The 12,848-nt window shown below is 64.4% G+C and carries 11 protein-coding genes; 6 read left to right on the top strand and 5 right to left on the bottom strand.

All coding sequences use genetic code 11. The features are described 5' to 3' along the window. The first annotated feature begins 214 nt into the window (after positions 1–214). Positions 215–1,657 carry an NAD(P)-dependent oxidoreductase gene (locus LB516_RS13240; RefSeq protein WP_140661596.1) on the top strand — a complete coding sequence of 481 codons (1,443 nt, stop codon included), beginning with the start codon at positions 215–217 and terminating at the stop codon, positions 1,655–1,657. A gap of 8 nt (positions 1,658–1,665) precedes the next feature. On the opposite strand, the gene hutH is transcribed toward LB516_RS13240, so the two are convergent. The 5 genes from hutH to LB516_RS13215 all read right to left on the bottom strand — a co-directional run bounded on the left by hutH (position 1,666) and on the right by LB516_RS13215 (position 7,939). Continuing rightward, complete coding sequence (hutH, locus tag LB516_RS13235; protein ID WP_224719699.1) at positions 1,666–3,162, bottom strand: histidine ammonia-lyase; 1,497 nt, start codon at positions 3,160–3,162, stop codon at positions 1,666–1,668. Between the two features lie 148 nt (positions 3,163–3,310). Next, a complete protein-coding gene (locus LB516_RS13230; RefSeq protein WP_224719698.1) occupies positions 3,311–4,405 on the bottom strand; it encodes an alcohol dehydrogenase family protein in 1,095 nt (364 codons plus the stop codon). Positions 4,406–4,413: 8 nt separating this feature from the next. Beyond that, positions 4,414–5,793: an aspartate aminotransferase family protein gene (locus LB516_RS13225; protein ID WP_224719697.1), complete on the bottom strand. Its 1,380-nt coding sequence runs from the start codon at positions 5,791–5,793 to the stop codon at positions 4,414–4,416. Between the two features lie 34 nt (positions 5,794–5,827). Further along, a complete protein-coding gene (locus LB516_RS13220) occupies positions 5,828–7,318 on the bottom strand; it encodes an NAD-dependent succinate-semialdehyde dehydrogenase (RefSeq protein ID WP_224719696.1) in 1,491 nt (496 codons plus the stop codon). A gap of 129 nt (positions 7,319–7,447) precedes the next feature. Then, complete coding sequence (locus LB516_RS13215) at positions 7,448–7,939, bottom strand: Lrp/AsnC family transcriptional regulator (protein WP_224719695.1); 492 nt, start codon at positions 7,937–7,939, stop codon at positions 7,448–7,450. 83 nt (positions 7,940–8,022) lie between these two features. Here LB516_RS13215 and LB516_RS13210 point away from each other — a divergent pair, with 83 nt between their 5' ends. The 5 genes from LB516_RS13210 to ehuD all read left to right on the top strand — a co-directional run bounded on the left by LB516_RS13210 (position 8,023) and on the right by ehuD (position 12,847). Then, the gene (locus LB516_RS13210; RefSeq protein ID WP_015319081.1) at positions 8,023–9,408 is read left to right on the top strand and encodes a PLP-dependent aminotransferase family protein; all 1,386 of its coding nucleotides are present in this window, start codon (positions 8,023–8,025) and stop codon (positions 9,406–9,408) included. A gap of 178 nt (positions 9,409–9,586) precedes the next feature. Further along, positions 9,587–10,378 carry an ectoine/hydroxyectoine ABC transporter ATP-binding protein EhuA gene (ehuA, locus tag LB516_RS13205; protein ID WP_140617493.1) on the top strand — a complete coding sequence of 264 codons (792 nt, stop codon included), beginning with the start codon at positions 9,587–9,589 and terminating at the stop codon, positions 10,376–10,378. Between the two features lie 91 nt (positions 10,379–10,469). Continuing rightward, positions 10,470–11,321 carry an ectoine/hydroxyectoine ABC transporter substrate-binding protein EhuB gene (gene ehuB / locus LB516_RS13200; protein ID WP_015319079.1) on the top strand — a complete coding sequence of 284 codons (852 nt, stop codon included), beginning with the start codon at positions 10,470–10,472 and terminating at the stop codon, positions 11,319–11,321. Positions 11,322–11,493: 172 nt separating this feature from the next. After that, the gene (gene ehuC / locus LB516_RS13195; RefSeq protein ID WP_224719694.1) at positions 11,494–12,153 is read left to right on the top strand and encodes an ectoine/hydroxyectoine ABC transporter permease subunit EhuC; all 660 of its coding nucleotides are present in this window, start codon (positions 11,494–11,496) and stop codon (positions 12,151–12,153) included. Positions 12,154–12,187: 34 nt separating this feature from the next. Further along, positions 12,188–12,847 carry an ectoine/hydroxyectoine ABC transporter permease subunit EhuD gene (gene ehuD, locus LB516_RS13190; protein ID WP_015319077.1) on the top strand — a complete coding sequence of 220 codons (660 nt, stop codon included), beginning with the start codon at positions 12,188–12,190 and terminating at the stop codon, positions 12,845–12,847. The last annotated feature ends 1 nt before the right edge of the window (position 12,848 follow it).

Below are 12,848 nucleotides of genomic sequence, written 5' to 3'. Positions count from 1 at the left end.
TCAATCAGATAGCGCGATTTTACGCGCGTCCGACCTGCCCGTTCAAGGGACCAATGGCGGCATCGCACTGTACCTGAAACCGGCAAGATCGTGTCGCAACTCGCCGCTGGTCTGCCGCCGGTGATCGATCTCGCGCCGTTCCCGGCGGATAGGTTCTGATTATTCAAAGCCTGCCGGACCAGCAGGACTCCGCTCTTGCACGAAGGAAACCGACGTGATCGCAAATGCCGACACCCGCGCCGTTGAACCGGTCGATCCGCAACGCGCCTACACCGTGCTGGTCTGCGATCTGATCGGCCTGCGCTTCGACGCCGACGGAAAGCCCGACCCGTCGGAGGTGCGTGCGCATATCGAAGCCAAGGGCGGCCGCTTTCATACGGCTGCGCTTGGCGACAAGGCCGCTCTCGAATCTGGCCGCGTGCATTTCTTCTATCAGCCGGACCTCAGCACCCGCGAAGAGCTGATCGAAGTCGCCGGCGATGGACGCTATGATGCCGTCATTGCCGCCGCGACCTTCCTGCCCGCCGAAACCGTCTTTCCGCTCGCCGGCGTCCGCATCGGCGCCGGCACCGGCAATATGGGTTCGCACTCCTGGGGCGGCGGCAGCGGCGAAGGCGGTACGGCCGTGCTGATGAATACGCCCGGCATCAACAGCCGCGCCACGGCGCAGATGGTGATGAAGGCGATCCTGAAAGTGCTGCCGGATCTCCCGGTGGACTTGCTTCACAACCGGGTGGCGCGCGGCGCCTTCGACACCGGCAGGGAGCTGCGCGATTTCCCGACCGAAAAGCTCGAAGGCAAGACGATCGCGATCGTCGGCTACGGCAATATCGGCAGGGAGGTGGCCAAACTTGCCCAGGCCTTCGGCATGCGCGTGGTGATCCACGCACGGCCCCGGCATCGGGACTGGATAGAGGCCGAAGGCTTTGTCTATGCGGCGGATCTCCTCGATGCGGCTGATGGTGCCGATGTGTTGAGTGTTCATGTCGGCCTGGGCAAGCAGGATGCGCAGACCGGCCGCTACGCCAATGCCGGGCTCATCGGCGCGGATGTCCTGTCGCGCGTGAACAAAGGCGCGGTGCTGGTCAACTACGATCGCGGCGAGCTTGTCGACGTTGCGGCCCTCGGCGAAGCCTTGTCCTCGGGCAGGGTGCGTCATGCCGCGATCGATGCCGACCTGTTCAAGGATGCCGCGACCGGTCGCCTTTCCGGACCGATGCTGCCCTATCTGGGCCTCGTCGAGAAGCACAGCGGAAAACTCGAGCTTCTGCCGCATGCGGCAGCCGATACGGATCATCCCTCGCGCGTCGCCGGCGCCAAGCAGGCCGTCGACCAGATCTTCGATGTCATCTGCCGAAAGTCGGTGACGAACGCAAAAGGCAGCGTGCCGCCGGCCTATCTTTCCCTTGGAGCAACCACGCCTCCAGGCATTGGATTGGTGACCTCCGGCCAGCTCTTGAAACTGACCGCTAGCGAATGTTCCGAGCTGGCGGATCTCTGCGATCGGCAAGGCCGGTTGTGGAAGGCTCTCTCCGATAACTCGCCTGCCGAGCGAGGCGCCGTTGTCGCCGAGCAGGGCGAGGACCTTGTCCGGTTGATCGACCGCTTCTGCCTTCTGGCCGAGAACCTCAATCTCAGGGGACCTTTCCAGCGATAAGCCGGAACTCAGTCTCGGGGACCAGCCACCATCCGGGCGACCCGCGTCATGTCCGCGCTCATCTCGCGGTCGTCGTCGAGCGGGCTGACGAGCGCACGCACGGCGGCGTAGGTGCGCCGTGGTCCTTCGCCCATACTGTCGACGACGCCGCGCAACTCCACGCCCGTCGCCGCGAAGATCAGCTCCATCGCAACGAGATAGCGCAGGCGTTCGACAATCTCGGCTGTCTTGGCCACCACCCGTGGTGCCATCGACGACTGGTCCTCGATCCCGTCCGATACGGCAAGCGGGCTGAGCGACATCGGGTTGGCCAGATGCCGGATCTCGGCCTCCAGCGCGGCAAGCGGTTTCTGCAATTCGGCGTAGCCTTGGCGGCTGCCGCCCCTGGCCGACAGGAAGCGCGGCAGTTCCGCCACCGTCGGCGACATCAGCTTCATGCAGCGATTGGCGGTGCCCACGGCGCAATGCGCAAGCGCCTGGCCGAGCTGCTCCCAGGCCAGCGTCATCGCGGTGAGGTCGAAATTGCCGTTCGAGACGACGCGTCCGTCCTCGGGTAGGATCACCGGGTTGTCGCCGGAATGGGCCAGTTCGATCTCCGTTGCCAGCTTCGCCTGTTCGAACGCATGCAACAGGCCGCCCCACACCTGCGGCACGCAACGATAGCTGAGCGGATCCTGGAGCCGCCGCGCGGCGTTCTCCCTCCAGAGCCCGCTTCCAGCGAGTTCCGCCCGCAGCCGCGCCCCGATCTCCCGCTGGCCGAACGCCGGTCGCGCCGACAGCGCAGCTTCATCGATGGCGGTGAATGACGAGCGGAACGCTTCGTGGTTGAGTGCCACCGCGGCCAGCGACCAGTCGATGAGGTGGGCGACATCCTCCAGGCAGAGGCAAGCCGTGCCGGTCGACAGGCTGTTGGCGACGATGATGGCATGGCCGTCCTTCTCGCGCAGGTCGAGCCGTTCGAGCCCGGCGAGCGCGAGCGCCTCGGCCGACGGCATGATCCTGCCCTGGAACTCCGTCTCGCCGTCGCCGCGCAGCGCTCGCGCCATGTGGCCGAGATGGGCAAGGTCCGCCGCTCCGATCGATCCCCAGGTCGGGATCACCGGATGGACGCCGGCGTTGAGTGCCGCCACAAGGCCCATCACCACGCGTTCGGAAGTGCCGGTGCCGCCGGCGGCCATTCCCGAAATGCGCGCGGCCATCAGCGCGCGGACCGCCTCGGTGGGAAGGGCCGGGCCGATGCCCATGCTGTGGCTGAGCGGCACGCTGTGTTGGAAGGCGATCAGATCGGCCTGCGCGAGCGGCGTGTCGACGCAGGCGCCGAGGCCGGTGGTGACGCCGTACATCGGCTTGCCGAGTTGCGTCAGCTGCTCGATGAGCGCGCGGCTCGCCCGGATGCGGCGCATCGCCTCCTCGCCCAACATCAGCCGCGCATTGCGCCGCGCGATTTCGGCGACATCCTCGATGCCAAGCGGCTTGGCGTCGAGCAGTATCATTCGGGCTGTCATGTCTCGCCTGTATCCGTGACCGTATGCCCGGGCCGACGGCGCGGCGGGCGTCGCCGTTTGTGGCGGCTTACCGGCTGGTCTGCAAGCCATTCCGATTGTGGCGGCAGCAGGCGAGGGGAGCTTCAGGCGAAATGCAGGTTTCGGCAGGTCACTTCGCGACGGCGTCGGGCACCACCACCAGCTTGCCGACGAAATCCTTGGCGACGAAATCGGCTTGTGCGCGGTGGAAATCGGAGAGTTTGTAGACGCCGCCGACAAGCGGCCGGATCTTGCCCTCTTCGATATAGCGAACGATGCGGCGGAAATCGGAGCGCGTGCCCTGGCTCGATCCGTGCAGCTGCAACTGTTTCAGATACATGGTCCTGAGATCGAGCTGGACGACCGGGCCGGCGATCGCGCCGGCCGTGGTGTAGCGGCCCTCCGGCCTCAGGACGCGCAGCAGATCGTTGAAGATCGCGCCGCCAACGAGATCGGCGACCACATCGATCGGCTGGCCGCCGGTCGCCTCGCTCACGGCTTGCGGCAGGTCCGCGACGCCACGGGTGACGACCGCCTCGGCGCCGATGTCGAGCACCGCCTGTTCCTTGCCCTTGCCGACGACGGCATAGGGAATGGCGCCGCGCGCCCGCGCCAGTTGCACGATGCCGGAGCCGACGCCGCCCGACGCGCCGGTGACCAGCACCCGCTCGCCTGCCTTGAGCTTGGCCCGTTCCAGCATCTGTTCGCCGGTGAGGTAGGCGCAGCAGAAGGTGGCGAGTTCGACGTCGCTCAAAATGGTGTCGACAACATGCGCGTTCTCGGCCGGCACGGTCTGATACTCGGCATAGCCGCCGTCGCGGCCATGGCCCATATAGTCGATGTCGGCCAGGGAATCGTCGTCGCGGTTGTAGATGGAGAAATCGACCATCACCCGTTCGCCGATTCGATCCGACGAAACGCCTTCGCCGACGGCAACGATGGTGCCGACAGTGTCGGTGCCCTGGATGCGCGGGAAGGTCAGCGTGTTGCCCTGGCGGCGCCAAGTCGAAACGGCGGCCGCGTCCTCTTCCGTGCCATAGGCGCCCTGGCGCACCCAGACATCGGTATTGTTCATGCCGCAAGCGGTGACTTTCACCAGCACTTCACCTGACGCAGGCGCGGGCACTTTCACATCGGTTCGGTAGACGAGCTTTTCCGGTCCGCCGTGCCCGGTGAGCAGCACGGCGGCCATGGTGGCGGGGACGGTTTTGGTCATGGCATTCATCGGTCGTCTCAGAGATTGGCAAATACGCTGTTCACGGCATCGGCGGTCTTGGCCACCACGATGTCGGCTTCCTCGCGGGTCAGGCACAGCGGCGGCGCGAAGCCAAGAATGTCGCTCTGCGGCATGGCGCGGCCGATGACGCCGCTTGCGGCAAGGGCCGTGGCGACCTGCGGCCCAATCTTCTGCGAAGCATCGAAGAAGACACGGTCGTCACGGTCTTTGACGAATTCCACCGCCGCCAGCATGCCGTCGCCGCGCACCTCACCGACGTGTTTGTGACCCCCGACGGCCTTGGCCAGTTCGGCACGGAAATAAGCGCCGGTCTCGCCGGCATTCCGCACCAGGTCCATCTCATCGATCAGTTCAAGATTGGCGACGCCGGCGGCAACGCAGATCGGATGCGCCGAATAAGTCCAGCCATGGCCGAGCGAGCCGAGCTTGTCGGAGCCTTGCACCAGCACCTGCCACATCTTATCGGCCACGATGACGCCCGACAGCGGCGCATAGGCCGAGGTCAGGCCCTTGGCGATGGTGATAAGGTCGGGCTTCATGCCGTAATGGTCGGAGCCGAACATGGTGCCCAGCCGGCCGAAGCCCGTCACCACCTCGTCGGCGACCAGGAGCACATCATACTTCTTCAGCACCGCCTGGATCTTTTCCCAATAGCCGGCGGGCGGCGGCACGATGCCGCCGGTGCCGAGGATCGGCTCGCCGATGAAGGCGGCGACGGTTTCGGGCCCTTCGGCGAGGATCATCTCCTCGAGCTTGTCGGCGCAATGCTGCGAGAACTGCTCCTCGCTCATCGAGCGGTCGGCGCGGCGGAAATAGTAGGGCGCCTCGGTGTGCAGGATCGGCGCGCGCGGCAGGTCGAAGGCATTGTGGAAGAGGTCCAGCCCGGTCAGCGAGCCCGTCATGACACCCGAGCCGTGATAGCCGCGCCAGCGCGAGATGATCTTCTTCTTCTCCGGCCGGCCGAGCACGTTGTTGTAATACCAGATCAGCTTGATGTTGGTTTCGTTGGCATCCGATCCGGAGAGGCCGAAATAGACCCTCGACATGCCCTTCGGCGCGCGGTCGATGATCATCTTCGCCAATGTGATCGAGGCCTCGGTGCCGTGCCCGACATAGGCGTGGTAATAGGCCAGGTTCTTCGCCTGGGTCGCGATTGCATCTGATATCTTCTGGCGGCCATAGCCGACATTGACGCAATAGAGGCCGGCGAAGGCATCGATGCTCTTCCTGCCATTGTTGTCCCAGACGGTGACGCCTTCACCGCCGGCCATGATCCGCGTCGGCGATTCACCGCGCGCGTGCGTGCCCATATGCGTTGAGGGATGGAAGAAATGGTCGCGATCCCATGCGGCGAGTTCGTTGGATTGGTCGAGCATTTTTTAACTCCTTGAAAGAGATCCGGGTGCGAGCCTACGCCACATCCAGGCAAAGGTATTTGAGGTCGGTGAAAGCTTCCAGCCCGTGGCGCGAGCCTTCGCGGCCGATGCCGGACTGCTTGACGCCACCGAATGGGATCGGCGCGCCGGTGATCTTCACACGGTTGATGGCGACCATGCCGTAGTCGAGCGCGCGGCCCATGCGCTGCTGGCGCGCGCCGTTCTCGGTCACCACATAGGCGACCAGGCCATATTCGGTCGCATTGGCGCGGGCGATGACTTCGTCCTCGCTGTCGAAAGGCGTGACGGCGGCGACCGGACCAAAGGTCTCTTCGCGCATGATCAGCGCGTCGTCGGCGACATCGGCCAGCAGCGTCGGCTGGTAGAAGAGCGGTCCGGCCTGATGGCGCTTGCCGCCGGCGAGGCAACGCGCGCCGAGAACCACGGCGTCGGCGACCTGTTCCTCGACCTTCTTGACGGCGCGCTCATGCATCAGCGGCCCGATGTCGATGTCGTCGAGGCCATTGCCGGCCCGCAGCGCCTCGACGCGCTTGGCGAAAGCGGCGCAGAAGCGGTCATAGAGCGGACGCTGGACATAGATGCGGTTGGCCGCAAGGCAGTCCTGGCCTGATGTGGCGAATTTGGCGTCGATGGCAATGGTGACCGCTTTGTCGAGATCGGCATCGGCAAAGACGATCAGCGGCGCGTGACCACCAAGCTCCATCACCAGCCGCTTCATCGTCGGCGCGCTTTGGGCGGCGATCAGCCGGCCGATCTCGGTCGAGCCGGTAAAACTCATGGCGCGCACGCGCGAATCTTCGCACATGCGTCCAACGATCGTCGCGGCTTTGCCGGTGACGATGTTGAAAACGCCGGCCGGCAGTCCGGCGCGTTCGCCGAGTTCGGCCAGCGCCAGCGCCGAAAGTGGCGTCTCAGAAGACGGATGGGCAACGATGGTGCAGCCGGCGGCAAGAGCGGCGGCTGCCTTGCGGGTCAGCATCGCCGAAGGAAAATTCCACGGCGTGACCACGCCGACGACACCGAGCGGTTCGCGCCGCGCCATCATTTCCGCGTTCGGCAGATGGCTGGTGACGCTCTCGGCGTTGAGGCGTTTTGCTTCCTCGGCATACCACTCGACGAAAGAGGCGGCGTAGTCGATTTCGCCAAGCGACTCCTTGAGCGGTTTGCCTTGCTCAAGCGTCATCAGCAGAGCGAGGTCGTCTTTCGCTGCGATGATCAGCTCGAACCATTTTCGCAGAATTTTGGAGCGCTCCTGCGGCAGCAGCGCCCGCCAGCCCGGAAAGGCGCGCGCGGCGGCGTCGATGGCTTTTGTCGTCTGGCCGGCATCGAGCGCTGCGACGAAGGCCACGGTGGTGCCGGTCGCGGGATCGGTGACCTCGAAACTCTCGGCCGCCTCGCTTGCCGTCCAGTGGCCGTCGATATAGGCGAGTTCGCGCAGCAGCCGGCGGTCGGCGAGCCGGTCGAGCGCTTCGTGGCGATGCGAGCGGGCGAAATGCGCGGACATGGTCGAAGCCTCCCGGTTCGGTTTGATGCGGGGAGACTACCCATCACCGGCAGACAGAGAGGCTGTTTGGACGCCTGGCCGTAGAGAGAGTCTCTCTATTGCGGCGAGGGGGCAGTCGATCTCTCCGGTCTAGGTCGACGCCGGCAGCAGGTCCGCTATCGGCAGCGCGATGTCATCCTTCACCGTCTTGATGACGATGTAGGTGAAGTAGCGGTCGATGCCGATCTCGCGCTCGAGCAAGCCGTCGACCAGCCGCTGATAGGCGTCGATGTCGCGCGCCATCACCTTCAGCACATAGTCGACGCCGCCGCCCACCGACCAGCAGGCGACGATCTCGGGAATGTCGCGGACGACGCGCTCGAAGCGGTCGAAATCGGCCTGGCGATGGCTGGCCAGCGTCACCTCCATCAGTACGGTGGCGACTGGCGCCACAACGCGCATGGCGATCCGGGCATGATAACCCGAGACGATGCCGGCCTTTTCCAGCTTGCGCAGCCGCATCCAGCACGGCGTCGGCGACAGCCCGACCTGCTCGGCCAACGCCAGCTTGGTGATGCGTCCATCACGCTGGATGGCGTCGAGGATTTTGAGGTCGATCGCGTCGAGTTTCGCAGCAGTCATCAGCGCCTACTTTTTCGTCGGTCGTACCATGACGGCGCATTATTTCGATTGTCAATTGCACTGATTTCGATCTCTAATAAGTCATGACATTGTGGCACCCTGATCCCGCGCTCATCCGGCGGCCGGCCTATCAATCGTTGGCCGACCAGTTCGCGCGCGCCATCCACGACGGCCGCCTCGCCAACGGCACGCGGTTGCCGACCCATCGCCGCCTGGCCGACGACCTCAAGCTTTCAGTGCAGACGGTCAGCCGTGCCTATGAGGAACTGATCCGGCGCGGCCTGATTTCGGGCGAGATCGGCCGCGGCAGCTTTGTGCAGACGCAGCGCCGCGAACCGGAGCCGCCTTATCTGCCGGAGCGCCTGGGCGAAGTCATCGACCTGTCGATCCTGAAGCCGGTCTGCGAGCCGATGCACCTGGAGCGGATGAAGCAGGCGCTGGGCTGGCTCGCCGAAAACCTGCCGTCGAGTTCGGCACTGTCGTTCCGGCCAAATATGGTGTTCCCGCGCCACCGTGCCGTGGCGGTCGAATGGCTGAAGCTGTGCGGACTGGACGCCTCCGCGCAGAATATCAGCCTCACCAATGGCGCCACCGCCGGCATGACGGTGGCGCTGATGAGCGTGGCGCCGCCCGGCTCCACGGTTGCCACCGAGGCGATCGGTCATCACACGCTGGTGCCGCTGGCGCGCTATCTCGGCTTCAATCTTCAAGGCCTGCCGATCGATGGCAATGGCCTGATTCCGGAAGCGCTGGACGAAGCCTGCCGGCTGTCCGACATCCGCGCCGTCTTCGTGCAGCCTTCGGTAATCAATCCCACGGCAACGCTCATGGATGCGGAGCGTCGCGAGCAGATCGCGGCGGTGGCGCGCAAGCACGACATCGCCATCATCGAGAACGACGTGCTGGGTCCCTTGGTCGAGGATCGACCGCCGCCGGTCGCCGCTTTCGCGCCGGAACGGACGCTCTACGTCACCTCCTTCACCAAGATCACCGTGCCCGGCCTGCGCATCGGCTATCTCGCCGCGCCCGATCGCTACGTTGCCGCTGTCGCCAATCGGCATCTAGTCTCGAACTGGATGGCGACACCGCTGGTGGCCGAGATCGCCACCAAATGGGTGACCGACGGCACCGCGATGGAGCTGGTGCGCTGGCAGCGCGCGGCGTTGCGGCGGCGACAGGACATCGCGGGCGAGGTGCTGGCCGGCGTCGACTACCGTGCCCGTCGCGACGGGTTGCATATCTGGCTGCAACTGCCGGCCGACCGTTCCGAGGAAAGCTTTGTCGCCCAGGCTCGGCTGCAAGGCGTGGCCATTGCGCCGGGCACCTCCTTCCGTATTTCGGATACGCCCTGGCATCCGGCGGTGCGCATTTCGCTGGGTTCGACCACCGAGGGGGAACTGCGCGCGGGTCTCGGCGTTGTCACCAAGCTCTTGCTTGGCGATCCGGAGCATCTGCTGCTTGCAATCTGAGCATGCCGCCCAATACACCAAGGCGTTCTGACAAAGGCATGTCCAAAAAGCCGGCTGGGATTGACCGGAAAATGTGCGCAATCAGAATAATTGTCATGATATTATTTTCCCAATTGACATGATTTGGCGCGTTCCGCATCGTTAGGGCACCAGGCTTCTCCAGCACGGGGAAATTCATTTGTCCGCAACCGCGCCCATCATCAAGATCGACAGCATCTCGAAGAGCTTTGGCAGCTTCAAGGTTCTGGACGGCCTGTCGATGCAGGTCATGCCGCGTGAGAAGCTGGCGCTGATCGGCCCCTCCGGCTCGGGCAAGACGACGATCTTGCGCATCCTGATGACGCTGGAGCGTATCGACGGCGGTCACATCCAGATCGACGGCGAGCAACTCTACCACATGGAGCGCAACGGCCAGCTGCTGCCGGCCGACGAGCGCCACCTGGCGCGAATGCGCCAGAAAACCGGCATGGTCTTCCAGCTGTTCAACCTGTTTCCGCACAAGAGCGTCATCGATAATGTGACCCTAGCGCCGATGCTGACCAAGGGCACGCCGCGCGCCGCGGCGCAGAAGCGGGCGATGGAACTGCTCGAGATGGTCGGCATGGCCGACAAGGCGAAGGCGATGCCGGCGCAGTTGTCAGGCGGTCAGAAGCAGCGCGTGGCGATCGCCCGTGCGCTTGCTTTGCAGCCGAAGATCATGCTGTTCGATGAGGTGACGTCGGCGCTCGACCCGGAACTGGTCGAGGAGGTGCTCAACGTCTTGTGGCGGCTCTGCGCCGAGACCGACATGACCATGCTGCTGGTCACCCACGAGATGGGTTTCGCCCACGACTTCGCCGACCGGGTGCTGTTCTTCGATCGCGGCAGGATAGTCGAGGAAGGCAAGCCCGACGAGATTTTCCGCAATCCCAAGCAGGAGCGCACGCAAGGGTTCCTGAAGAAGATCATCGCGGCCGGACATCGTGTCTGACCGCATGCCAAAGGCGGCGATGCCGTCCCTATGGGCGGTTGAGCCGTCCTAAGATCACGCAAACCAAGACAAGAACAAGGAGTTGGGAACAATGAAGAAACTTGGAACTCTGGCCGGCGTCGCCGGTCTCGCGCTTTCGGCGGTTCTGGCCGCCTCGATCACGGGTTCGGCCGACGACAGCAAGCTCGAACAGCTGAAGTCGCAAGGCTTCGCTCGCTTGGCCATCGCCAATGAGCCGCCCTATACGGCTGTCGCCGCCGACGGCAAGGTTTCGGGTGCCGCGCCCGACGTCGCGCGCGAGATATTCAAGCGGCTGGGCGTTGCCGATGTCGCCGCCTCGATCTCGGAATATGGCGCCATGATTCCCGGCCTGCAGGCCGGCCGCTTCGACGTCGTCACCGCCGGCCTGTTCATGAAGCCGGAGCGTTGCGCCGCGGTTGCCTATTCCGAGCCGGTTCTGTGCGACGCCGAAGCGATGCTGGTGAAGAAGGGCAATCCGAAAGGCTTCAAGAGCTACGAGGATGTCGCCAAGGACACGTCAGCCACCATCGGCGCGCCGGGCGGCGGCACCGAGGAGAAGCTTGCGCTCAACGCCGGCGTACCACGCGAACGCGTCATCGTCGTGCCGGACGGCCAGAGTGGCCTGAAGATGGTGCAGGACGGCCGCATCGACGCCTATTCGCTGCCTGTCCTTTCGATCAACGACCTGATGAAGAAGGCCGCCGATCCGAACCTCGAAGTCATCGCCCCGGTGCAGGGCGCGCCGGTCTATTGCGACGGCGCGGCCTTCAAGAAGGGCGACGAGGCGTTGCGCGATGCCTTCGACGTCGAACTCGCCAAGATGAAGAAGTCGGGTGAGTTCGCAAAGATCATCGAGCCCTACGGCTTCTCGGCGGCGGCGGCTATGTCGACCACGCGCGACAAGCTCTGCGCGGCGAAATAAGGGCGTCTTTCTTGCCTTCTCCCCGTTCACGGGGAGAAGGTGTCACGAAGTGACGGATGAGGGGCGGCGCCATATTTGGACAAGCTAGCGCTGCCCCTCATCTGCCTGCCGGCATCTTCTCCCCATAAACGGGGAGAAGGAAGCTGAAACCAACGTTGGAAACTTCAACTCTATGACCCAGTGGTCCGGCTATTTCGGCCTGATATTGCAGGGAGCGCTTGTCACCATCGAGCTGACGCTGATGGGGTCGGTGCTCGCCCTGATCATGGCCTTTCTCGCCGGCATGGGGCGCCTGTCGCGCTTCTTCGTGCTGCGGGCCCTGGCCACGGCCTATATCGAGTTCTTCCGCGGCACCTCGATCTTCGTGCAGCTGTTTTTCGCCTATTTCGTGTTGCCGCTGGTGGGCTTCGAACTGACCCCGCTGCAGGCCGGTGTGTTGGCGCTGGGCTTGAATGTGGGCGCCTATGCAGCCGAGGTGGTGCGCGGCGCCGTGCAGTCGATCGGCCGCGAACAGCATGAGGCCTGCGTCGCGCTCAATCTCGGCCGTTGGCAAGGCATGCGACACGTCATCCTGCCGCAGGCGTTTCTGGTGATGCTGCCGACCTTCGGCAACAACGCCATCGAACTGCTCAAGGCGACATCGGTGGTCTCGCTGATCTCGCTCGCCGACCTGACGTTCCAGGCACAGGTGGTGCGCGCCCAGACCGGCAACACCATGGTGCCGTTCACCACCATCCTCATCATCTATTTCATCCTGGCGCTATTCATCTCGTGGGGTGTGCGCTCGCTGGAACGCCGCATGGCGCGCGGCCTCGACGGAGTGCGCGTCTGATGGCCAGAGCATTCCTGATGAATTGGGTCCGCTGATGGATTGGGACTGGGACTTTGTCCGGCAGATCCTGCCGACGCTGATCCAGGGGGTGAAGATCACCATCCTGGCGACGCTGCTCGGCTCGGTGCTGGCCGCGATCGTCGGTCTGGGCATCGCGCTGGCGCGCCGCTCGCCCAACAAGGCGCTGTCGCGCACCGTCGGTTGGGTGGCCGAATTCATCCGCGGCACACCGCTCCTGGTGCAGCTCTATTTCATCTTCTACGTCTTGCCCGACATCGGCATTCTCTTGCCGCCGCTGGTCGCCGGCGTCATCGGACTTGGCCTGCACTACGGCACCTACACGGCGGAGGTCTACCGCGCCGGCATCGACAATGTGCCGCGTGGTCAGTGGGAAGCCGCCAAGGCGTGCAATCTCAGCGCGCGGCAGACCTGGTCCCACATCATCATCCCGCAGGCTATTCCGCCGATGATCCCGGCGCTGGCCAACTATTTCATCGCCATGTTCAAGGAGACGCCGCTGCTCTCGGCGATCACAGTGCTGGAGCTGATGAACCAGGCGAAAAGCGTCGCCAACACCTATTATCGCTACCTTGAGCCGATCACGCTGGTCGGCGCCTTCTTCCTCGCCATCAGCCTGATTTCGGTCGTGCTGCTGCGCTGGCTGGAACGCCGCTACGGCAAGATCGAAAGATAAA

The organism is Mesorhizobium sp. CO1-1-7, from assembly GCF_020164885.1.
GTDB lineage: Bacteria > Pseudomonadota > Alphaproteobacteria > Rhizobiales > Rhizobiaceae > Mesorhizobium > Mesorhizobium australicum.
This window is presented reverse-complemented; position numbering and strand designations above follow the sequence as displayed.